Source organism: Alkalicoccobacillus plakortidis (genome assembly GCF_023703085.1).
In the GTDB taxonomy this organism is placed as follows: Bacteria; Bacillota; Bacilli; order Bacillales; family Bacillaceae_D; genus Alkalicoccobacillus; species Alkalicoccobacillus plakortidis.
In genome coordinates this window covers 1366278-1388575 of the sequence record NZ_JAMQJY010000001.1, presented here as the reverse complement: position 1 = coordinate 1388575, position 22298 = coordinate 1366278, and the positions used below count along the sequence as shown (strand labels likewise).

At 39.3% G+C, this 22298-nt stretch carries 21 protein-coding genes; 17 read left to right on the top strand and 4 right to left on the bottom strand.

The window, feature by feature from the left end:
- Positions 1-143 precede the first annotated feature (143 nt).
- From NDM98_RS07435 to NDM98_RS07425, 3 genes are all read left to right on the top strand, one after another.
- Positions 144-998: a hypothetical protein gene (locus NDM98_RS07435; protein WP_251605882.1), complete on the top strand. Its 855-nt coding sequence runs from the start codon at positions 144-146 to the stop codon at positions 996-998.
- A complete protein-coding gene (gene pulA / locus NDM98_RS07430; protein ID WP_251605879.1) occupies positions 928-2280 on the top strand; it encodes a type I pullulanase in 1353 nt (450 codons plus the stop codon). Before NDM98_RS07435 ends, pulA begins: the two co-directional genes overlap by 71 nt.
- Before the next feature lie 152 nt (positions 2281-2432).
- Entirely contained in the window at positions 2433-3209 is a 777-nt protein-coding gene (locus NDM98_RS07425; RefSeq protein WP_373370396.1) for a phosphotransferase, read from the top strand.
- 69 nt (positions 3210-3278) lie between these two features.
- On the opposite strand, the gene NDM98_RS07420 is transcribed toward NDM98_RS07425, so the two are convergent.
- Positions 3279-3539, bottom strand: coding sequence for a YtzH-like family protein (locus NDM98_RS07420; RefSeq protein ID WP_251605876.1), 261 nt, complete (start codon positions 3537-3539; stop codon positions 3279-3281).
- A gap of 91 nt (positions 3540-3630) precedes the next feature.
- On the opposite strand from NDM98_RS07420, the gene trmB reads away from it, so the two are divergent.
- Positions 3631-4272, top strand: coding sequence for a tRNA (guanosine(46)-N7)-methyltransferase TrmB (gene trmB / locus NDM98_RS07415; RefSeq protein ID WP_251605874.1), 642 nt, complete (start codon positions 3631-3633; stop codon positions 4270-4272).
- Positions 4273-4315: 43 nt separating this feature from the next.
- Here the strand turns inward: trmB and NDM98_RS07410 are convergent, their stop codons facing one another.
- Entirely contained in the window at positions 4316-4618 is a 303-nt protein-coding gene (locus tag NDM98_RS07410) for a PepSY domain-containing protein (protein ID WP_251605869.1), read from the bottom strand.
- A 246-nt stretch (positions 4619-4864) separates the two neighbouring features.
- Here NDM98_RS07410 and NDM98_RS07405 point away from each other — a divergent pair, with 246 nt between their 5' ends.
- Both NDM98_RS07405 and NDM98_RS07400 read left to right on the top strand, forming a co-directional pair.
- On the top strand, positions 4865-5941 hold the full coding sequence (locus NDM98_RS07405) for a M42 family metallopeptidase (protein ID WP_251605864.1): 1077 nt from the start codon (positions 4865-4867) through the stop codon (positions 5939-5941).
- The gene (locus NDM98_RS07400) at positions 5938-6474 is read left to right on the top strand and encodes a DUF84 family protein (protein ID WP_251605861.1); all 537 of its coding nucleotides are present in this window, start codon (positions 5938-5940) and stop codon (positions 6472-6474) included. The genes NDM98_RS07405 and NDM98_RS07400 overlap by 4 nt, the downstream gene beginning before the upstream one ends.
- A 153-nt stretch (positions 6475-6627) precedes the next feature.
- On the opposite strand, the gene NDM98_RS07395 is transcribed toward NDM98_RS07400, so the two are convergent.
- On the bottom strand, positions 6628-7065 hold the full coding sequence (locus NDM98_RS07395; protein WP_251605858.1) for a YtoQ family protein: 438 nt from the start codon (positions 7063-7065) through the stop codon (positions 6628-6630).
- 150 nt (positions 7066-7215) lie between these two features.
- On the opposite strand from NDM98_RS07395, the gene NDM98_RS07390 reads away from it, so the two are divergent.
- The 8 genes from NDM98_RS07390 to NDM98_RS07355 all read left to right on the top strand — a co-directional run bounded on the left by NDM98_RS07390 (position 7216) and on the right by NDM98_RS07355 (position 16797).
- Positions 7216-8238, top strand: a complete 1023-nt coding sequence (locus NDM98_RS07390; protein ID WP_251609016.1) for a PTS sugar transporter subunit IIC — start codon at positions 7216-7218, stop codon at positions 8236-8238.
- 12 nt (positions 8239-8250) lie between these two features.
- Positions 8251-8577 carry a thioredoxin family protein gene (locus tag NDM98_RS07385; RefSeq protein ID WP_251605856.1) on the top strand — a complete coding sequence of 109 codons (327 nt, stop codon included), beginning with the start codon at positions 8251-8253 and terminating at the stop codon, positions 8575-8577.
- Between the two features lie 106 nt (positions 8578-8683).
- Complete coding sequence (locus NDM98_RS07380; RefSeq protein ID WP_307728717.1) at positions 8684-9553, top strand: DUF1444 domain-containing protein; 870 nt, start codon at positions 8684-8686, stop codon at positions 9551-9553.
- Positions 9554-9604: 51 nt separating this feature from the next.
- On the top strand, positions 9605-10210 hold the full coding sequence (gene ytpR / locus NDM98_RS07375; protein WP_251605853.1) for a YtpR family tRNA-binding protein: 606 nt from the start codon (positions 9605-9607) through the stop codon (positions 10208-10210).
- Between the two features lie 137 nt (positions 10211-10347).
- On the top strand, positions 10348-13317 hold the full coding sequence (locus NDM98_RS07370; protein ID WP_251605850.1) for a DNA translocase FtsK: 2970 nt from the start codon (positions 10348-10350) through the stop codon (positions 13315-13317).
- Positions 13318-13543: 226 nt separating this feature from the next.
- A complete protein-coding gene (gene murC / locus NDM98_RS07365) occupies positions 13544-14845 on the top strand; it encodes a UDP-N-acetylmuramate--L-alanine ligase (protein ID WP_251605849.1) in 1302 nt (433 codons plus the stop codon).
- A gap of 1048 nt (positions 14846-15893) precedes the next feature.
- Positions 15894-16349, top strand: coding sequence for a DUF948 domain-containing protein (locus NDM98_RS07360; protein ID WP_251605848.1), 456 nt, complete (start codon positions 15894-15896; stop codon positions 16347-16349).
- A gap of 1 nt (position 16350) precedes the next feature.
- Positions 16351-16797 (top strand): YtxH domain-containing protein, encoded by a 447-nt coding sequence (locus NDM98_RS07355; RefSeq protein WP_251605847.1) that lies wholly within the window; start codon positions 16351-16353, stop codon positions 16795-16797.
- 55 nt (positions 16798-16852) lie between these two features.
- Here NDM98_RS07355 and pilM read toward each other — a convergent pair whose 3' ends face one another.
- Entirely contained in the window at positions 16853-19006 is a 2154-nt protein-coding gene (pilM, locus tag NDM98_RS07350) for a pilus assembly protein PilM (RefSeq protein WP_251605846.1), read from the bottom strand.
- A gap of 200 nt (positions 19007-19206) precedes the next feature.
- Between pilM and NDM98_RS07345 the strand changes: the two genes are divergently transcribed.
- The 3 genes from NDM98_RS07345 to NDM98_RS07335 all read left to right on the top strand — a co-directional run bounded on the left by NDM98_RS07345 (position 19207) and on the right by NDM98_RS07335 (position 22298).
- Positions 19207-20283, top strand: a complete 1077-nt coding sequence (locus NDM98_RS07345) for a bifunctional 3-deoxy-7-phosphoheptulonate synthase/chorismate mutase (RefSeq protein ID WP_251605845.1) — start codon at positions 19207-19209, stop codon at positions 20281-20283.
- A gap of 281 nt (positions 20284-20564) precedes the next feature.
- The gene (gene ccpA / locus NDM98_RS07340) at positions 20565-21569 is read left to right on the top strand and encodes a catabolite control protein A (RefSeq protein ID WP_251605844.1); all 1005 of its coding nucleotides are present in this window, start codon (positions 20565-20567) and stop codon (positions 21567-21569) included.
- Positions 21570-21584: 15 nt separating this feature from the next.
- On the top strand, positions 21585-22298 hold the full coding sequence (locus tag NDM98_RS07335; RefSeq protein ID WP_251605842.1) for a 5'-methylthioadenosine/adenosylhomocysteine nucleosidase: 714 nt from the start codon (positions 21585-21587) through the stop codon (positions 22296-22298).

Sequence of the window (22298 nt, the reverse complement as noted above, 5' to 3'; positions counted from 1 at the left end):
GATAGGTTCTCTATTTACATAGGCTTGCTACAGTAAACCATTTTGAACACAACTCTTCAAGATGGTACTTACCATTCCTCTAAGCTTTATTAATATGTAAAATCAATCAAAGTTGCGACTTATAAGGGAAGGAGCTTTTCTTATTGAAGCAAACGAAGCACCAAACTGTCAATTCTCTTTTTATAGAGGCAGCCTTGGTAAGCATGCAAATCGTTACCCTAACAAGTACAAGACAGCTGACTAGCTTAGAATTAAAAAAAGTGCATATTATCGTGGATGGTACGGTATTACCAACAAGAATTATCGAACAGACAGATAAACGTGTCACCCTTTTTTTGTTTGAGCCATACCTATTTGGCTTCCTTTGCCTAGCGGGAATACCAGGTCAGCTGAGCCCGATAAAAATCAAAGATGTAGTACGTACAAAAGAATTTGATTCGACATTTACCTATAAAGGATCTGACCTAGGTGTTCAATATACAAGTAGTAAAAGTAGTTTTGCTGTATGGACTCCAACAGCTATTCACGTTCATGTGATTATCTATAAAAACTGGCATGATGAAGTAGGCCGCAGATTTCCATTAATACGAGACAGTTGTGGTGTATGGAGAATTCAGCTAAATGGAGACTGGAAAGGCTATTGGTATCATTATGAGGTTTATAATCCAGGCATGGAATGCGCGTGTATTGTTGATCCTTATGCAACATTTTTATCAATTAATGGTCTCAAAGCTATGATAGGCAAACTAGACCAAAATAAAAATGAGAAAGTGGCCTTAAGAAGCCTAGCCAAGGAAAAAACAATCATTTATGAAATGCATATTCGTGATTTTACAAGTGCGCCTTCTAGTGGGGTGAAGAAGAAAGGCAAGTTTTTAGGATTAGTGGAGACGGGAACAACGAATGACGAAGGATTAAGCTCAGGGCTTGATTATATTTCAAAGCTTGGGCATTACTCACGTTCAGCTAATGCCTGTTCAGGAATTTTCAACAGTTGATGAGAGCAATCAGCAAGCAACCTATAATTGGGGATATGATACAAATCATTTCTTCTCTCTAGAAGGTAGTTATTCAGAAAACCCCTATAGTGGGTACTCTCGAGTACAAGAATTGCGTGAGACAGTTGATGCCTTTCATAAAAAAGGGATTCGCGTGATTTTGGATGTCATCTATAATCATGTGTTTATTTGGGAGAAGTCTGCACTGGAGCTTTTAGTCCCAGGTTATTATTTCAGGTATGCCTCGAATGGCAAGATTAGTAATGGCACTGGTGTAGGAAATGATATGGCTACGGAAAGAAGTATGGCTCGAAAATTAATCATTGATTCAGTCACGTACCTAATGACAGAGTTTGATCTAGATGGCCTTAGGTTTGATTTAATGGGCATTATTGATCTAGAAACAATGAAACAAATTTCCGAAACAGTAGTGAAATTTAAAAACGACTTTTTGTTACTAGGCGAAGGATGGAGATTACACACAGCCTACCCACAGGATCGTTTAGCCACGTTAGATCAAGCGACGCAGCTACCTACTGTTGCGTTTTTTGATGATCAATTTCGTGATTTGCTAAAAGGCAGTATCTTCTCTACTCATTCTGGTGGTTTTGGTCAAACGAAAAGTAATCCGTTGGCGCTAAGAGATGCCATCAGCGGAGGTCCATCTCAATTTGTTTTACCAACTCAAGCGATTCATTATGTTGAGGTTCATGATAACCAAACGCTGTGGGATCGTTTAGTACAACTTCATCCTACTGAAAAAAACGAAGTCCTAGAGAGCCGACATGCATTAGCAACTAGTATGATTTTACTTTCACAAGGAATACCTTTTATTCATGCAGGTCAAGAGTGGTGTAGAACAAAATATGGTCAAGAAAATAGCTATTCCGATCCTGATTGGGTGAATCAACTGAACTGGAACAGGCGAACAACGTACGATCACTATAACCGATTTGTTACCGGTTTGATTAAATTGAGGCAGGCCTATCCGGTTTTTTCAATGGCTACATTTGCAGATATTAGCAAAAAGATAAAGTGGTTTATTTGTGATTCAGATTTTTTGATGTATCAATTAACAAGTAAGTGCAAAAATAACGCCTATTCACAAAAAATTATCGTTGTTCATAACGGAACGAGTGAAAAAAGACTGCTAAATTGTAAAGTTTCAGGGATATGGCAAGTTTGCGTTGACGGTAAAGCTGCTTCTTTGGTACCATTGTATTCACTGCGTGGAGAAGAACTGATTGTGTCTCCACTCTCGACGATGGTTTGTATGCAATGAATGCAGTATATGTGGAGCTAGACAACAGAGAAGCTCTGCTTATTTTTAGTTGAGTTTCTAGAAACGTTCTTGGTTCATTTGCATAAATGCGATATAATTATAAGAATGAGACCGATATATATGAAAAGTAGAGGAAATTGAAGGTGAATGGGTTGGAAATGTTTTTAGGAGATGGCTTGGAAGTTCAACCAACCGGAGGTGCAACAGGTGAAGCATATGTAGCCCGGCGTGGTGAACAACAGCTCTTTTTGAAACGCAATTCATCACCTTTTCTTGCGGTCCTTTCAGCTGAAGGTATCGTACCTAAGTTGTTGTGGACAAGGCGTTTAGAGAATGGCGATGTCATTACGGCTCAAAGATGGGTTGAGGGTCAAGAACTTAAGGCCAATCAAATGAAAGATAGCCAAGTGGCAGATCTTCTCTCTACCATTCACGGATCAAGTGAACTACTTGATATGTTTAAACGGATTGGGAACGAACCGCTTGTGCCCGAGGTGATGTTGGAGAATTTACGTATCCAAACGGAGCTAATGGGAATGGGCATAGATATCATCCAAAAAGGAATGACGTACCTTAGTAGTGAAATTGAAAAGGTCGTTAACTTTCCTAGTGTGGTATGCCATTGTGATATTAACCATAATAATTGGATGGTTGATGATGAAACGAATAATTTGTATTTAATTGATTGGGATGGAGCAATGGTTGCCGATCCTGCCCTTGATATTGGATTGTTGCTGTACTCATATATTGCAGAGCAGGATTGGGAGAAATGGTTACATAACTATGGAGTTGAGCTTAATCAATCACTTCGGGACCGCATGCATTGGTATGTTGTGGCTCAAACGATTACTCTTATTACCTGGCATTATGAAAGAGGTCAGCCAGAAGAAGCCAATAAGTTTCAAGACTATTTGGTTACTCTTCTTTAAAGAAGAGAAGCTCATCCAACTGTCTGGATGAGCTTTTGTTATGATTGTTATTTCCTGAGAAATGATCAGTTATTCTGTCGTATAATCAGACGAGAGTGAAATGACCCATTCTGAAACATCGTTTGAAAAAGGACGATTATCTAATTGGTGGTTTTCTTGAATGTGTTGCAGTGTTTGTAATAGCGATGGACTCAAGTTCGTATCTCTTGAGAGTGTTTGAAGCAGCCGATCAATTTGGTGCGCCTCCCCATCGGTCATATACTGTTCATCGGATTGATTCTGAAGTAGGTCACATAATAATTGTAATTTATGCGAATTAGAGAGGGTCATTTTTAAGACTCCTTTACATGAATGTTTGCTGTTAATGTTAGCCAATAAGTAATAGAATATACGATAAAAGTTAACTAGGAGGATATTTGAAATGAGATTGCGTCATAAACCATGGGCGACAGATGAATTAAAGAAACGTGACCATATTGTCATTCAAAACCCTAAAGAAATGGCTGGAAAGTGGAAAAGCTATTTTGGTGAATACGATAAACTACATGTTGAAGTAGGTACTGGAAAAGGGAAATTTTTAACTGGTATGGGAACTCTGCACCCCGATGTCTTGTATGTTGGAGTAGAAAAGTATCAAAGTGTTTTATACACAGCAATGGAACGAGTAGAAGAAGCAGGACTTGAGAATGTAAAGCTTTTAAGTGAGGACGTTGCTGATTTAGCGGATTACTTTGCACCTGGAGAAGTAGATCAATTTTATATTAATTTTACAGATCCTTGGCCAAAGTCACGTCACGAAAAGAGACGCTTGACCTATAAATCGTTTTTATCACTGTATGAAAGCCTACTTGTAAAAGAAGGTGAGATTCATTTTAAAACAGATAATCAAAGACTATTCGAATATTCCCTGCATAGTTTTTCGCTTTACGGGCTGATTTTAAATAATGTCAGCTTAAATCTTCACGAGAGTGACATCGAAGGAAATGTCATGACCGAGTATGAAGAGAAGTTTTCACAAAAACAAATGCGTATTTATCGATGTGAAGCAAAATATAGAAAATAAAAAGAAATCCGAGAAAGTGAGAACTTTCTCGGATTTCTTTTTATTAAGATTGTGTCAGTTCTAACAATGTTCCATTTTTGGTTTCGACAATAAATTCATATTGAATCGTACCATCTGGTGTAGAGGTAGAAATTCCTCCACGATACACTTCATATTGAAGACCATACCGCTCGACGCTTTCTGGATTCATATGTATCCATGAGCCGCTTATCGTATGTTGTGTGGCAGCTGTTGTTTTTGCTTTTTTTAGTGCTTTCTCAGGTGAAATCCGTTCTTTTGAGATAGTAGGACGGAGAAAGTAGCCGAGTAAAAATCCAATACCGAGACCAAAGGATAGCTTTTTCATGCTTCATTCATTCCTCTCATAAATAAATCCATGTATGTCTTATAGGTAAGTACAATTGAATATCTTTCATCATACCAGTAGTTAAAAAACAGTGCAAAGCCTGTCTATTGATACCTTATCACACTCACTAGGTTAAAGTCAGGTATATAAGAAAAGTAGCATTTTGAAATAAGATTCGCTACACTAAGAGTATGGATAACTTATACATAGTCATTACAGTGAATTGAAGAAAGTGAGGAACAGTAAATGAATCAAGAAACATTAGCTTTATTTAAGACTTTAACTGAACTGCAAGGGGCTTCAGGATTTGAGCATGAGGTGCGCGGTTTTGTGCGTAAGGAGCTTTCAAAGTATACAGAGGAAATTGTCCAAGATCGACTTGGAAGTATTTTTGGCGTTCAACGTGGAGACGAAAACGGCCCAACAGTGATGGTTGCAGGGCACATGGATGAAGTAGGTTTTATGGTAACGTCAATAAATGATAAAGGTCTGATCAAATTCCAAACACTTGGTGGTTGGTGGAGTCAGGTTTTATTAGCTCAACGAGTTCAAATTATGACAGATAATGGACCGGTTATCGGTGTAATTGGTTCCACTCCTCCTCACCTATTAGAGGAAAGTCAGCGTAATAAACCAATGCCACTGAAACAAATGTATATTGATATTGGTGCAGACGACAAAGAGGAAGCGATTAAGCTAGGCATTACTCCAGGTCAACAAATTGTGCCTGTAAGTGAATTTACCCCGCTTGCAAATCCTAAAAAAATTCTAGCCAAGGCATGGGATAATCGTTACGGTGTAGGTTTAGCTATTGAATTGTTAAAAGAACTTCATGGTCAAGAAATTCCTAACATTTTATATTCAGGTGCAACGGTTCAGGAAGAAGTTGGTCTTCGTGGAGCACAAACATCTGCTCAAATGATTAAACCAGATCTATTTTATGCACTAGATGCAAGCCCTGCAAACGATGCAACAGGTGGAAAAGATGCGTTTGGTCATTTAGGTAAAGGTGCACTTCTACGCATTTTTGACCGTACAATGATTACACATAAAGGCATGCGCGAATTTGTTTTAGATACGGCTGAATCAAACAATATTCCGTATCAATATTTTATCTCACCAGGTGGAACAGATGCAGGTCGAGTACATTTAGTAAATGAAGGTGTGCCTTCAGCGGTTGTGGGTATTTGTTCGCGTTACATCCACACGTCTGGATCAATCATTCATATAGATGATTATGCTGCTGCAAAAGAATTACTTGTTAAACTAGTGAAGACTTCAGACAAATCAACTTTTGAAACATTAATCGGCCACACTTTATGAGTGGAACCTCGTCAATTAAAGCAGTTATAGCTATTGGTACAAAAAATCCAGCCAAAGTTCATGCAGTTCAAGATACATTACTTAGTGAGCCGGTTGAATTTGTCTCAGTTGAAGCGCCATCTGGAGTTAGCTGTCAGCCTTATTCTGATGAAGAAACGAGACAAGGTGCCATAAATCGCGCAAAAGCAGCTTTAGCTGAAACAGGTGCAGATTTAGGTTTTGGACTAGAAGGTGGAGTGAGCGAGACAGATTCTGGTTCCTTGCTGTTGTGTAATTGGGGAGCGCTTGTCGATACAAAAGGCCGTGTGTGGGAAGCAAGTGGACTAAGGATTCCAGTGCCGTCTGATGTCAGCATAGCGCTCTCAAGGGGACAAGAGCTTGGAACGATTATGAATGCTCGTACAAACGAAGAGGGGACCAGTAAAAGAGAAGGAGCTGTAGGGTCGTTTACAGCAAACTGGGTGACCCGTAAAGAGATGTTTAGCCATATTGTTAAAGCACTTTATGGGCAATATTTGATAACAAAAGATTGAATAAAAACAACGAACGTTCCTGATCTGGATCGTTCGTTGTTTTGATTTAGGAAGTGGAAACTGCGGCCTCGCTTGGCCTGGCGGTGAACAGAATCCGCAGGCAGTTGAATAGCCACCTTGATTCTCCACAAGTTGCGCTCATTCTTCATTCAATTAGCTTTCAAAAATATAAGAAAGTGCTGCAACTGCTTGTTCAGGTGTTTCAACGACAACTTGAGCTTTATTTGATAACTCTTTTAGGGCATGGTGTAGTTTTTCTGGACGAATTAAGATCAGTGGTTTTCCGAGAGTGATGGCAGTTGCTGCATCCATCGCTGTATTCCACTGCTTGTACGACTCGCCAAATAAAGCAATGACTACATCTGATTTTTGCAATAGAATTTGAGTTCGTAGGTTGTTAATGCTAGATGCAGCCTCATCTTTTAATATTGCATTAGGTTGTTCTCCGAGTATTTCTTCTCCGATTGAATCCGAGCGTTCATGATTTTCCATTGGATTATAAAATGTAACCGGCAACTCCGAGGCAAGCGCTTTTAATTCTTTCCTCCAAGAACTATGAATTTCTCCTGCAAGATAGACTGATAATTCCATACCAAACACCCTTTCTTTTCTGATTTATCCTCTTAAGTATACGATCTTCCGTTACCAAGTTCAAAGAAGATGTGAGTTTATTAACAAGTGTCTTGTCAGATGTATATTCAAGAGTTATGATGTAATAGGATTATAGACAGGGGGAGAATGATGAACGCTTTTTTAAAGAAAAAAGGAGTACATATTCATTGGCGCGTATATCTAATAGATGCTATGGGCCAGATGGCAATTGGATTTTTTGCAACCTTAATTATTGGACTTATTATTAGTACTGCGGGAGAGCAATTTGGTTTTCCGAGTTTTATTCGTGTTGGAGAATTAGCGATGGGAATGATGGGTCCAGCTATTGGTGCGGCTGTTGCACTTGGATTAAAAGCACCAAGGCTTGTTGTGCTATCTGCTGTGGTAGCCGGTGCGGCGGGTGCTGAATTTGGAGGTGTTTCAGGAAGTTTTGTGGCCTCAGTTATTGCTGTTGAACTAGGCAAGCTTATTAGTGGGGAAACAAAGATGGACATTATTTTAGTTCCATTAGTTACTGTCGTAAGTGGATACCTTACAGCAATGTTTGCAGGACCTGGCGTTCAAACAACTATGACCACTCTAGGAAAAGCGATGATGTGGGCAGGTGAGCAACAGCCATTCCTAATGTGTATATTAGTAGCTATTCTAATGGGATTAGTAATCACTGGACCAACTTCAAGCGCAGCACTTGCCATGGTCTTAGAACTTGAAGGACCAATTGCTGGAGCGGCGACTATTGGATGTGCTGCACAAATGGTAGGATTTGCTCTTAGTGGCTATCGGGATAATGGATTTTCTGGGCTTATTCCACTTGGAATGGGAACGTCGATGTTACAGCTACCGAACGTTGTGAAAAAACCGATCATTATTATTCCTCCTCTACTTGCAGGTGCCATATTAGCACCAATTGGCGTCATTATGTTTGGTATCACCAATATCCCTGCTGGTGCTGGAATGGGCACAAGCGGCCTAGTTGGACCGATCATGACTTTTCGAGATATGGGCTTTACTACATCTAGCGTAACGGCTGTTTTACTCTTTTATTTTATTGCTCCAGCCTTACTCAGTTTACTTTTCTCGGAATCAATGAGGAAAATGGGTTATATTAGAGATGGAGATATGAAAATCTACACTTTATCAAAAGAAAGCTGAGGAGATTAAAAAATGGAACATGTTAAAGACTTAGAACACTTCAAACAAATTAGTGAAAAAGAGACAGCGGTATTTATGTTTTCTGCTGACTGGTGCCCTGATTGCCGTGTGATTGAACCAATTCTTCCTAGAATTGAAGCAGATTTCCCGACATTTAATTTTTATTACGTGGATCGCGATCAGTTTATTGATCTTTGTGGAGAGCTAAGCATTTTTGGAATCCCAAGCTTTTTAGCCTATGCAAATGGTGCGGAAGTAAGTCGTTTTGTTAGTAAGGATCGCAAAACACAAGAAGAAATTGAACAGTTCTTATCAGAAGCAGAAGCGAAAAGTGTATAATGTACCCTCAAAAGCTAAGTGCAAATGAATTTTTTGCGCTTAGCTTTTTTGTTTTGTGGTGATTTTCGTCTGTAAATGGCTGTTTCGTTGGAATGTCACGAATAGCATGATAGAATCTTTAGAAGAACACAACGGAACGGCTATTCGTTTCTCAGGAAGGAAGATTCATATGAACATGCAGGAATTTAGAAAAAAAATAGAATCTCAGCTTGAGCGCCCTGATTGGCGTATAAAATACGATCAAAAAGAAGCAACATTACGTATTGAAGATACAAGTAATAATAAGGGTGTCACCTTATCTTTGCGACCGTTGCTTGCGAAGTGGGAACGTGAAGATTATACCGGAGTTGAGGAAGCGGTTCGCTATGTACGAGTAGGGCTTGAGTCTATGCGACAAAAAGTGGAGCTTGTAGGTAATGAAAGTAGCATCTTTCCAGTTATCCGGGCTGCTTCATTTCCTGAAGAGTCAGCAGATGGAAAAAAGCTTGTTTTTCATGAACACACGGCAGAAACCCGTGTATATTACGCCTTAGATTTAGGTCAGTCGTATACACTAATTGATTATGCGTTACTTGAGGAGAATGGCTTCACAGCTGACTCATTAAGAGAAACGGCTTTATTTAATGTGCGCTCTTTGCCACAGCCGTTTAAGCAGCAAGAAGTTGCAGGGAATACCTTTTATTTCATGAACGCAAAGGATGGATATGAAGCTAGTCGTATACTTGACCAGTCATTAATCGAGCGTATGGGTAAAAAGGTGCATGGCGAACTAGGTATAGCGATTCCTCATCAAGATGCATTAATGTTTGTTGATCTTGTAAATGATACAGGCTATGATGTTATGGCACAAACGGCGTTGACGTTTTTTGGACAAGGAAGAGTACCGGTTACTGCCCTGCCTTTTTTGATGAAAGACGGAGAGCTTGAGCCAGTATTTATTATGGCGCAAAAAAAACCTAAAGGCCCATCTAATTAAAAATATCCTATGTTATACTATTAGGCAGAACAGAATAAAAGGAGCAACTCAATGAATCTATTTTATAATCTCAAAGGAATAGGCGACACATTGCTCATTTCTCTTTCACATAATGAAGTAACAGAGCAGGCTTATGAGCGTAAAGGTAATGTAGCTAGAATCTATGATGTTACGACTAAACAAACGATTGGGTACAATGTGTTTGAAGCCTCATCATATGGAGAGCTAACAGAGTCAGGAGTAGTAGAACTAACAGACTCGGTAAAAGAACTAATAAATAAAGCATTTGCTAAAGAAGAAATGAAATTTAACTTTGATAAATCTGATAAGCCTTCATTTGTTATAGGCTATGTCAACTCAAAAGAAAAGCACCCAAATGCTGATAAGTTAAATATATGTCAGGTGGATGTTGGTAGTGAAACACTTCAAATTGTGTGCGGTGCTCCTAACGTAGAGGCTGGCCAAAAAGTAGTAGTAGCTTTAGTTGGCGCTGTGATGCCAAGTGGATTGTTAATTAAAGAGGCATCTTTACGTGGAGTGGAGTCAAATGGAATGATTTGTTCTGCAAAAGAACTAAACCTTCCAGATGCACCAGAAGAAAAGGGAATTCTTGTCCTTGATGATTCAGTTGAAGTAGGCAGTGCATTTACACGATAAAAAAACAGCCTATGAAAAAGGTTGGTTTAGCAATAGTCTTCTACGTAGTTTTTTAAGACTACTGAAGCGGGTCTTGTTGCTGCCGGCTTTTTTCTGTTCCCAATGTACAAGTGGTTAGAAAGCAGGTGAATGAAATCATGGAACCCCTACAACGTTTTCAAAAGTGGATCCAACAAACGTTATTTGGATCTGAAGAAAAACAAGGTGAAACAAAGGTAGAGGCATCAAAACAAGTTCAACAACCAAAACAAATAGATAAACGAAAGTCAGTCCATACATATCCTTCATATCAGGAGCCATCTGATAGCGCACCAAGAATTACGTATCAATATGCAAAGTCAAATGGGATCCGGTATTCAGACGAGATTGAAGAACAAGCCAAAGAAATGATGCAAGACCGTAAGATAGACGAAGTGACTTCTGAAAAAACAAATGAGGATAAACAACCCGAAAAACCAAATCAATCGAATCGTTTGTCTAAATCAACAACGACTGAAGAAACAAAAAAAGAACGTGTTAAATTTAATAATCCAGATTTCAAACCAACAGCCATTCCATCTCCTATCCATGGATTCCGAAAAGTACTGCCTAGTCAGCGTACCCAGTTAACACTTCATAAACAGGAGAGTGGATCCAATTCAGTAGACGAGACAAAGAACTCGAATGAATGGACGAGAGATAGACAGAAGGAGCATAACAGAAAGTTAGAAAACGATGTGCTGCAAAAATTACGAAAAGCAAGTCCTGTTCCTCCTGTACCTGAATTTATTGAAACCAATGAAAAGAATACTGTAGATACAGTAGAGGCTGCCCTACATGTGGAGGAAGTCGAGCAGACACAGCAATTAGAGACTCATGATGTTAAAGGAGAAGCTACTGCTCTATCAGAAACATATGAACTCAATAAAGCTAAACCAGTTCAACAAGTGGAGAATGAGGTACACAATAACTCGGCTGAATTTGTATTGATAGAACATGAAGCAGAGCAGGCTGAAACTGAGCAAGAAGAGCAAGTGGATGAGATTCAAGAGACGGAAGATCAATTAACAGAGACGGTAGAGACTGAGGTACAAACCGAAGAAATAAGTAACCCGAATGAACCTGTTTTCATAGAACAAGAATCAGTACAGGCTGAAGCCGAGCAAGAAGAGCAAGTGGAAGAGGTTCAAGAGAGGAAAGATCAATTAACAGAGACGGTAGAAACAGAGGTACAAACCGAAGAAATAAGTAATCCGCCTGAATCTGTATTGATAGAACAAGAATCAGTGCAGGCTGAATCTGAGCAAGTAGAGCAAGTGGATGAGATTCAAGAGACGGAAGATCAATTATTAGAGACGGTAGAGACTGAGGTACAAACCGAAGAAATAAGTAATCCTCCTGAATCTGTTTTCACAGAACAAGAACCAGTGGAGACCGAAGCTGAGCAAGAAGAGCAAGTAGAAGAAATACAAAACACGGAAGAACAATTGATTGAGCAAAATGAGGATGTGTCAATAGTTGAAGAGGACCCGCCCTTCTATGAAGAAGAAATCATTGAAGAGGTTAATGTTCAACAGGATATACCGCAACAGAATGAAGCAATCAAAACTAAACCTAAAAACAAACCATCTGTACCATTTAATGTTTTAATGATGCCAAAGGATAAAAAGGCGGCAACATCTACAGTACAAAGTAAAAAGATACAATCTGGTTATAAAAAACCGGGTATTCAGTTGTTACGTTTTCCAGAAGCAAAACGAGCTACAGATACAGAGTGGTTAGATCAACAAGCTGTTCTACTTGAGGAAACCTTACAAAGTTTCCATGTAGACGCAAAGGTTGTTCACACAACCATGGGGCCATCCGTGACTAGATATGAGATCCAACCTGCTCGGGGAGTAAAGGTTAATAAGGTCACTAATTTAAGCGATGATATCAAAATGGCATTATCAGCGAAAGAAATTAGAATTGAGGCACCGATACCTGGCAAAAACACGATTGGCATTGAAGTGCCGAATTTACACCCTGAGGCAGTGTGGCTCAGAGAAATATTAAGACGAGATGTATTCATTCAACCAAGTTCACCAATGACTGTTGCTTTAGGCTTAGATATTTCGGGACAGCCGATTGTAACGGACTTGAGAAAAATGCCTCATGGACTTGTTGCGGGAGCGACGGGTTCTGGTAAAAGTGTGTGCATAAACTCAATCTTAATCAGCCTTCTGTATAAAGCAAGTCCAGATGAAGTAAAGCTTCTACTGGTTGACCCGAAAATGGTAGAGCTTGCACCGTACAATGATGTGCCACACCTTGTTGCACCAGTTATTACTGATGCAAAACAGGCAACCATCGCGTTAAAATGGGTTGTGGGTGAGATGGAACGTCGATATGAACAATTTAGTCAAAAAGGTGTTCGTGATGTAAGTCGTTATAACGAACTATATTCAGAGGATCCTGACAAACCGGCGATGCCATATATCCTTGTGGTGATTGATGAGCTTGCTGACTTAATGATGGTTTCTCCACAAGAGGTGGAAGACTCGATTTGCCGGATTGCCCAAAAAGCACGAGCATGTGGCATTCATTTGTTAGTCGCCACTCAACGTCCTTCTGTTGATGTGATAACCGGATTAATCAAAGCGAACATCCCAACTAGAATCGCATTCTCGGTCTCTTCACAAACAGATTCCAGAACAATTCTTGACATGAATGGTGCCGAGCGACTTCTTGGACGAGGAGATATGTTATTTAACGAAAATGGATCACCTAAACCTGTTCGTGTTCAAGGAACGTTTGTTACAGATGAAGAAATTGAAGATGTTATTGCCTATGTGAAAAAACAGCGTAAGCCAGAGTTTTTACTTGATACTGAACAATTGCAAAAAACATTTGAACAGTCAGAGCAAGAGGATGACCTTTTTGAAGAGGCTTGTTATCATGTTATTAATCAAGGAAATGCCTCTGCGTCTAATTTACAGAGACGGTTTCGGATCGGCTATAACCGTGCAGCAAGATTAATTGACATGCTGGAAGCCCGTGGTGTGATTACTGGGGCAATGGGTAGCAAACCGAGGCAGGTTCTGATTGATGAGATGTCTGTTGATAAGGTTCTTGGATACACTGACTAAGAACACCCTTGTCTAAACATCACTTATTCTATATCATAGGAAAAGGCACTGCCTATTTTAGGCATTTGATCTTTGGTTGTCAGAGTCTTTTTACAAGCATGGCACATATAGTAAGGCATAGAAACTAACGAGTATGAATAGATGAACTAAATATAAAAAATGAATGAGCGCTATCTCTTATTTTCTAATGGGTAATATAGATGAGAGCTGGCGGGGAGGTTTACCTATGAGCAATTTTCATTTTGTTGGAATAAAAGGATCAGGTATGAGTGCACTTGCTCAAATACTGCATGATATGAACTATAATGTACAAGGATCAGATGTAGATAAAACGTTTTTTACACAAAAACCTCTTGAGAAAAAAGGGATTCCACTTTTACCTTTTGACAAAGCGAATATAAAAGAAAACCAGCAAATTATTGTATCAGCTGCTTATAACGACGATCATGTTGAACTCCAAGAAGCTGCACAAAAAGGAATAGAAGTAGAAAAATACCCTTCTTTCCTTGGTCGATTTATTAATCAATTTACAAGTGTGGCCGTTACAGGTTCTCATGGAAAAACGTCTACTACTGGATTACTTTCACATGTACTCGGTTCTGTTTATCCAGTCTCGTATCTAATTGGAGATGGAACTGGAAAAGGAGAAGAAGACTCAAAGTACTTTGTGTTTGAAGCGTGTGAATATCGCCGTCATTTTTTGAATTACAATCCTGATTATTGTGTGATGACAAACATTGATTTTGATCACCCTGATTATTTTAAAGATGTTCAGGATGTATTTAATGCGTTTCAAGAAATGGCAAAGCAAGTAAACAAAGCCATTATTGCTTGTGGAGACGATGAATATCTGCAAAGTATTCACGCAAATGTACCAGTTGTTTATTATGGCTTTAAGGATCATAATGATTTCCAAGCCCATAACGTCATCAGTGGTGAACATGGAACAACTTTTGATGTATTTGTGCGCAACAGCCTTTATGGAACGTTTACGATACCTGGATTCGGTAATCACAGTGTATTAAATGCCCTTGCTGTGATTGCGATATGTCATTACGAAGGAGTATCTGCTGAAGATCTCGCAGCACACCTTCAAACTTTTGATGGAGTGAAACGTCGTTTTAGCGAACAACACGTTGGAACTCAAATCTTAATTGATGACTACGCCCATCACCCAACAGAAATTGCCGTTACAATCGAGGCAGCTAGAAAAAAATATGCCGATCGAGAAGTGGTTGCCATTTTTCAACCACACACCTTTACTCGTACGAAAACATTCCTAGATGAATTTGCTGAAGCCTTATCAAAAGCAGACTCTGTTTATCTTTGTGATATTTTTGGGTCAGCTAGAGAAGATAAGGGAAGCCTAACAATTGGTCATCTTCAGGATTTGATTCCTCATTCTGAGGTTCTTTCAGAGCAAGAAGTATCTGTTTTAGCTAAACACACAAACGGTGTTCTCTTATTTATGGGAGCCGGAGATATTCAGAAGTTCCAAAAGAACTATGAAAATTTAGTGAAGCAGTAACAGATAAATACGTAACAAATCAACACGACGAACGGTCCTCAGGAGAGGATCGTTCGTTGTTTTTGGTTTAAGGAATAAAGCGGAATCGAGGATGAGAGGTCGGAATCGAGGGTGAGTGAGCGGAATCAAGGATAAGAGAGCGGAATCAAGGATGAGAGAGAGGAATCGAGGATGAGAGAGCGGAATCAAGGATGAGAGAGAGGAATCGAGGATGAGGGAGCGGAATCGAGGATGAGGGAGAGGAATCGAGGATGAGAGAGAGGAATCGGGGATGAGTGAGCGGAATCAAGGATGAGGGAGAGGAATCGAGGATGAGGGAGAGGAATCGAGGATGAGGGATCGGAAACGAGGATAAGAGAGCGGAATCAAGGATGAGAGAGAGGAATCGAGGATGAGGGATCAGAAACGAGGATGAGAGAGAGGAATCGGGGATGAGGGATCGGAAACGAGGATGAGAGGTCGGAATCGAGGATGAGAGAGCGGAATCGAGGATGAGCAAATGGAATCAAGGATGGTGCGTGGATGCTTTCCACTGGCACGCCGATGAAATGCAGACAATTGCTTTCTATCTAGTTATGGAGAGGAGCGTCTTGGTATTGGGAGAAGTCTCTTGGTGTGATATGGGAGGTTCTTGCTTAAGTTGACCATTCTCTTGCTAATGAGTCGAGGCTCTTGGTTCACTTGCGTTTTTTCTTGGAGTAAAGGTACGGATCTTAGTAAAAGGTGAATTCCTCTTGATTATGAATCAATTTATCTTGCTATCGCAGCTAGGATCTTGGTGTATTAGCAATCTTTCTTGGTTACGATCCTGTGTTTCTTGGTATCGCCCTTCGCCCTTCGCCCTTCGCTCCTCCCCTTCGTCTTTACACTTTCATACGTTCTTCTTTTTTCCCAACTTCATTTTAAATAAAAGATTTTCTTCTATAAGTCCATAAAAATAGGGTATGATAAAAGGATATTTAAAAAAACTGTCGAATATAGATTTATGCATATATGTTTAATGATATATAGCAATGGGTAAATCTTAGGTATGGAGGAGGGATACATCATGGATTGGGCAATACTCTTGTACATAAGTGCCCTGATAGCAGCCGTGGCATTTGCAGTTTTAGTAATTTTTCTTGTTCGAACGTTGCGATCAGCCAATCGTACGCTGGAACATACGGCGAACACTGTTGCCAATTTAGAGAAACAATTAAATGGTATAACAAGTGAGACAGAGCAATTACTTCATAAGACGAACCAACTAGCTGATGATATTCAGCAAAAGACAGAGTCAGTGAATACATTATTCACCTCTGTGAAAGATTTAGGTCAATCTGTTACGCAGTTTAATCAATCAATTAGACAGGTTTCAAACACCGTATCTAGTCATACGGTTGATCAATCAGAGAATATTGCTAAAGCTGTAAATTGGGGGACAACTGCCCTTGATTTGTATACAAAGTTTAAGCTTAGAAAGCAGCACCTCAACGAACCAATTAAAACACAAGGAGGAAATTAACATGGGAGACATTAATACTAAAGATTTTCTAATCGGATCATTAATTGGGGGGATAGTAGGTGCCACAACGGCATTGTTCTTGGCACCGAAATCTGGGAAAGAACTTCGTAATGATCTTGGAGAGCAAGCTCAAATAGCAAAGGCTAAAACTTCAGAAATCACATCAACTGCTTATGATAAAGGAAATGAATGGGCTACAATTGCAAAAGAGAAGTCTTCAAACATTGCTAAAACAGTTTCTGAACAATCTAATCAAGTTGCAGATAAAGTGAAGGAAGTTGCAGGTAGTGTAAAAACTGAAGCTGATATTGCAAAAGAAAATGTATCTGCTCTTACTGATGATTTAACAAGTGAAATAAAAGAATCTGGATCAAAGGTGTCAGAAACGGTTAAATCCGAAGTTGATGACTTAGAGAAAAAAGTAGAACAAGAGAAAAATAAATTATAAGAAACAAAAAGAAAGGCGAGTCTGCGCTTAATAAAGCAGGCTCGCCTTTCTTTTTTTAGATCTTAATAAATGATAACTCAATTTGATCACCGTGCTTTAGAATGGTTGTAAACTCAGCAGGTTGTTGGTTGCATTGTAACGTAAAAGTATGATTAGATCCAGTAGGTATGGAGATGTCAGTGACAGCGAATAGGTCTTGAATGATAAATGGACCCACATCAACTTGTGTTGTGGTTAATAAATCACTAGGGGTGATCGTCATGCTAGATGATATTTTTTCAGAAGAGCGGTAGAGCTCGACTGTTTGCTTACGTAATTGGAAGTGTTCATTGTTAAATGTAACGTCTATTGATTGTTGTACATTTCCAAGGTGGTGATAAATATCAGCACCTGTAAGGCTATGAGAATCTTGAAGTGGGTAATACACATCGATTCGGTCAGCTTGTTTCACTCTCTGATCTAGACGTGCAGGTCGATTATTTATTGAAAGTTTTGCCTCACGATGAATGATATGCTTTTTATCCTGGTTAATAGTAATTGGAATAGGCTCATACCATTTTGTATCGATGTTCTTCCACTCTAAAATATCACTTACTGTATAATCCATTTGAATGTCAATAACATCTCGATCTTTTAAACCGGCACTTAATTCCGTGGAACGTCCATTTCTCAAGACAGTAGCGGATAACTCAATCTTCTCGTTGTTTATATAACAAGTAAAAGAAGAGGATTGCTCTACAACTTCACCTATTGTGACAGTTGGAGTAGATCCATTTTGACCTTTTATGAGTGTGAGCTCATCACCTTCTATTATGGAGTCTGATAACAGAGACGGCTTTCCGTTTTTATAAATGACAGGAGCCTCTCCATGTATGCCGGGTATAGTCACTAACGATCCATTTACGTCTACAACAATAGCAAGGCCAGGTTTACCATATTGCTTTAATACATCAATTCCTGCAGAAACAAATGCATCACCTACCGTTAGTTCTTTGGCATCAAATAATCGTAAGGTTCGATCATTTACCTTTACGCTTAAATAGTGAATAGGATTTTGTTTCGCTGCAATGGCAATCCCAACCGGAGTAACCAAATCTGGACCCATCACATTAATATCAGAGGTGACAAAGTTTTTGATGGCGTCTATGCCACGAACGGCGACTCGTTCTGGTGGTAACTGCAACGCAGCCGCTAATAATGCTGGTAACAATGGTGTTTGACTACCTCCGCCAACTAACATAACAGCTTTTGGTGGTTTTCCATTTAATCGTAGAATTTCATCTGCAATTGAATGGGCTAGCTGTTGAATGGCCGGTTTGATTGGTTCGAATAGTTCTTCACTTGTATATTCAGTTGTGATTCCTAATATATCTGTCATCGTAATGGTTTCAGTTTCAAGCGATAATCTCTTGATTTTTTCGGCTTCCGGGAAATCAAGTAAATAGTAGTCGCTTAACGCCTCTGTAATCTCATCACCAGCAGTTGGAACCATTCCATATGCTTGAACACTACCACTGGCTGTCAGCGCAATATCGGACGTTCCTGCGCCAATATCCACAAGGGCTACATTAAGTCTGCGCATTGAGGTAGGGATTAAGACGTCAATCGCTGCAATCGGTTCTAATGTGAGTGCTTCAAGCTGTAATCCAACTTCTTGTAAAGCAGACAACAGGGACTCGACTACAACCTTAGGTAAAAATGTAGCGATCACCTCGATTTCTGCTTCTTTACCCGTTTGTTGAAGCAGACTACCAATTGGATTCCCGTCTAATCGATATTCAAGAACTGAATAGCCCACGCAATCATACCTCGCAGCAGATGTTTCATCTGATTCGAGAGCTAACTGGAATTGAGCTTGCGTAACAGCACTTAATTCCAGTTGGAGCAAGTCTTCTCTATTATGTAAGAGGTGTTCCTCTAAATTGATTGTATACGTAGCTTTTTTAGTTAATAGAGAACGGCCTGCAGCAGCAACACATGCCTTTTCAAGTGGATAATGTCGTTTCTCAAGCTTTGTTTTCACTTCTTTAATTACAGACGCAACGGCGGGAATATTATGTATTTGTCCATCTAACATGGAGCGTTCCTGATGCTCCATGATTTCAATATCAATTAATGTATGTTGATCCCCTTGTTTTTGAAGCAGGAGTCCAACAACTGAACGTGTACCAATGTCTAGTGCAAACAATGTAGGAGAGTCAAATTCCATGTAATCACCTAGAACCTTTCAAATGAACTACTTCTATTTTACTAGAAATAAGCAAGAAAAGGTATATGGAAAACAAAATAACGCTTTAGTGCTTAAAAGCGTCTAAGAAATAAAGAGAAATGTCGTGACATTCGTGAAAACATCCTTTATAATGAATTTAAGTTAAAGAGAACATATTTTTTGTGAGGAGTGGGGAATGGATGAGTAACGAACAATTGGAACAGCTTCGGTCGGAGCTTGATGACGTAAACTTAAAGCTATTATCTCTAATAAATGAGCGTGCGGGTCTAGTGCAGAAAATTGGATCTGTAAAGCGTGAGTCTGGTGTGAATCGCTTTGATCCAGTTAGAGAACGCAAAATGCTAGATCATATCGCTGAGCATAATGAAGGGCCGTTTGAAACAAGTACACTTCAGCACTTGTTTAAACAAATTTTCAAAGCTGGTCTTGAGCTTCAAGAAGAAGACAATAGCAAAGCATTACTTGTATCTAGAAAAAAACAAAAGGAAAACACAATTGTTGATCTGAAAGGTGAAGCAATTGGAGATGGTCAGCAACGTCTTATTATGGGACCATGTGCAGTTGAAAGCTATGAGCAAGTAACAGCTGTTGCAAAAGCAATGAAAGCTCGTGGACTGAAACTACTTCGCGGTGGTGCATTTAAACCAAGAACATCACCTTATGATTTCCAAGGCCTTGGTCTTGAAGGGCTTCAAATTTTACAACGTGTAGCGAAAGAACAAGACATGGTTGTCATTAGTGAAATCGTAAGCCCATCTGATATCGAGATGGCTGTTGAGTACATCGATGTGATTCAAATTGGTGCGCGCAACATGCAAAACTTTGAACTTTTAAAAGCTGCAGGATCTGTTAATAAACCAGTTCTTCTTAAACGTGGTTTATCTGCAACGATTGAAGAATTTATTCATGCTGCAGAATACATTGTGTCAAAAGGTAACAGCCAAATTATGCTTTGCGAGCGCGGAATCCGTACGTACGAAAAAGCAACTCGTAACACATTGGATATCTCAGCTGTACCAATTCTTAAGCAAGAAACTCACCTTCCAGTATTGGTAGATGTCACTCACTCAACTGGTAGAAGAGATCTACTTCTTCCAACAGCTAAAGCTGCTTTCGCTATTGGAGCTGATGCGGTTATGGCTGAAGTACATCCGGATCCAACTGTTGCACTATCTGATTCAGCTCAACAAATGGACATTCCAACGTTTAATACATTTATTGACGAATTGACAGCGTCTGGTCTGTACAAGAATTAATAAATTTTTTAAAGCAGCCCCTTCCATTGAAGTGGGTTGCTTTTCCTATGTAGGAAGATTAAAATGGATTGATGAGCTTTTTTGGTAAAATGAAGCATATAAAGTAGTTAGTAAGGGAATAATTAGACTATTATACGTAGAATAAACGTGCGATACCTCTTAAATAATGGAGGAATTATCGGATATTGTCGAATAAATTCGAAAGACATTGCAGTAGCCTGTTTTGTAGCGTATGATAACAATACAAACTAGGTCTAAAGCATGTTATGAGGAGGATCAATGTGAATACAACGATTTATGATGTAGCAAGAGAAGCTGGAGTATCCATGGCAACAGTATCCCGTGTTGTTAATGGTAATCCTAATGTCAAACCTACAACTAGAAAAAAAGTACTAGAAGCCATTGAACAGCTTGGTTATCGACCAAATGCAGTAGCACGAGGACTTGCGAGCAAAAGAACAACAACAGTTGGGGTTATTATTCCTGATATTTCAAGTATCTTTTTCTCAGAGCTTGCAAGAGGTATTGAAGACATTGCAACAATGTACAAATACAATATTATTCTTTGTAACTCCGACCAGAACAAAGAGAAAGAAATTCATCTTATTAATACGCTTTTAGAAAAACAAGTAGATGGAATTGTTTACATGGGTGGAGAAATTACAGAAGAGCATGCAGTTCAGTTCAAACGCTCACCAGTTCCAATAGTACTCGCTGCCACTCTTGATCAAGAGAAGAATTTCCCGTCTGTTAATATTGACTATAAGCAGGCAGCAGAGGACGCGGTTACTACCTTAATTGAAAAAGGTCATTCTAAAATTGGAATGCTTAGTGGATCACTTGATGACCCAATTAATGGATTCCAAAAGTTCGCGGGTTACCGCTCTGCACTTGAGAAAAAGAACATTGAATTTGATGAGAATTTGATTGTACTAGGCGACTATACATATGATTCTGGCATCGAAGCAATGGAGACATTTACAGAAATGAAAGAAATGCCTACCGCAATTTTTGCTTCTTCTGATGAGATGGCACTTGGTGTTATTCATGGTGCACAAGATAAAGGCTACAACGTACCAGAAGATTTTGATGTGATTGGTTTTGATAATACAAGATTATCTGTTATGGTTCGTCCAACTCTTACAACTGTTGTACAACCTATGTATGATATTGGAGCCGTATCAATGCGTCTATTAACAAAGTTTATGAATAAAGAAGATGTCGCGGATCATACAGTGCAGCTTCCGCACCGTATTGAATTCAGACAATCCACAAAGAACAACTAGGATTTTATGGGGAATATGATAACTAGAATTGGCCTTATTGGTGCGATGGATGAGGAGATTCACCAATTTCGTCTAGACTTAGAAACTGAAGAGATTCAAGTTCGTTCTGGAATCACATTTTACCTAGGCGAAATAAATGGTTGCTTCGTTGTGCTTTGCAAATCAGGCGTAGGCAAGGTTAATGCAGCGGTAACAACTCAAATTTTAATTGATGTATTTGATGTATCACATATCATTTTTACAGGTATAGCGGGTGCATTAGATGAACAGTTAAACGTTGGAGATTTGGTCATTTCGACGAGTGCTATCCAGCATGATATTGATGCCACGGCGCTTGGGTTTGAAAGAGGCCAGATACCGATGCAGTCTAGTTCTTCTATTTTTATGCCAGATCTGAATCTGGTAGACTTAGCAGAACAAGCGGCTAACAAGGTGCTCTCTTGTCGAGTTATAAAAGGTAGAGTGTTAAGTGGAGATCAATTTATTGCTGATATTGATTTTGCCAAAAAACTCAAACTAGATTTTGATGGCAGCTGTGTAGAGATGGAAGGTGCTTCTGTCGCTCAGGTAGCAACAATGAGTGAACGACCGTTTGTGATTATTCGAGCAATTTCAGATAATGCAAATGATGAAGCAACGATGAGCTTTACAGAGTTTACGGAGCTAGCCAGTCAACAGTCGTATCTTTTAGTTTCTGAAATGCTACGAAATATTAAAAACAACCTGTGA

Coding starts and splice junctions, on each gene's coding strand:
- ytpR (WP_251605853.1), top strand. CDS start 9,605: ATGAATCTATTTTATAATCTCAAAGGAATAGGCGACACATTGCTCATT.
- NDM98_RS07400 (WP_251605861.1), top strand. CDS start 5,938: ATGAGTGGAACCTCGTCAATTAAAGCAGTTATAGCTATTGGTACAAAA.
- trmB (WP_251605874.1), top strand. CDS start 3,631: ATGAGATTGCGTCATAAACCATGGGCGACAGATGAATTAAAGAAACGT.
- NDM98_RS07395 (WP_251605858.1), bottom strand. CDS start 7,065: ATGGAATTATCAGTCTATCTTGCAGGAGAAATTCATAGTTCTTGGAGG.
- NDM98_RS07370 (WP_251605850.1), top strand. CDS start 10,348: ATGGAACCCCTACAACGTTTTCAAAAGTGGATCCAACAAACGTTATTT.
- NDM98_RS07410 (WP_251605869.1), bottom strand. CDS start 4,618: ATGAAAAAGCTATCCTTTGGTCTCGGTATTGGATTTTTACTCGGCTAC.
- pilM (WP_251605846.1), bottom strand. CDS start 19,006: ATGGAATTTGACTCTCCTACATTGTTTGCACTAGACATTGGTACACGT.
- NDM98_RS07360 (WP_251605848.1), top strand. CDS start 15,894: ATGGATTGGGCAATACTCTTGTACATAAGTGCCCTGATAGCAGCCGTG.
- murC (WP_251605849.1), top strand. CDS start 13,544: ATGAGCAATTTTCATTTTGTTGGAATAAAAGGATCAGGTATGAGTGCA.
- NDM98_RS07345 (WP_251605845.1), top strand. CDS start 19,207: ATGAGTAACGAACAATTGGAACAGCTTCGGTCGGAGCTTGATGACGTA.
- NDM98_RS07335 (WP_251605842.1), top strand. CDS start 21,585: ATGATAACTAGAATTGGCCTTATTGGTGCGATGGATGAGGAGATTCAC.
- NDM98_RS07405 (WP_251605864.1), top strand. CDS start 4,865: ATGAATCAAGAAACATTAGCTTTATTTAAGACTTTAACTGAACTGCAA.
- NDM98_RS07385 (WP_251605856.1), top strand. CDS start 8,251: ATGGAACATGTTAAAGACTTAGAACACTTCAAACAAATTAGTGAAAAA.
- NDM98_RS07380 (WP_307728717.1), top strand. CDS start 8,684: ATGATAGAATCTTTAGAAGAACACAACGGAACGGCTATTCGTTTCTCA.
- NDM98_RS07390 (WP_251609016.1), top strand. CDS start 7,216: ATGAACGCTTTTTTAAAGAAAAAAGGAGTACATATTCATTGGCGCGTA.
- NDM98_RS07355 (WP_251605847.1), top strand. CDS start 16,351: ATGGGAGACATTAATACTAAAGATTTTCTAATCGGATCATTAATTGGG.
- NDM98_RS07420 (WP_251605876.1), bottom strand. CDS start 3,539: ATGACCCTCTCTAATTCGCATAAATTACAATTATTATGTGACCTACTT.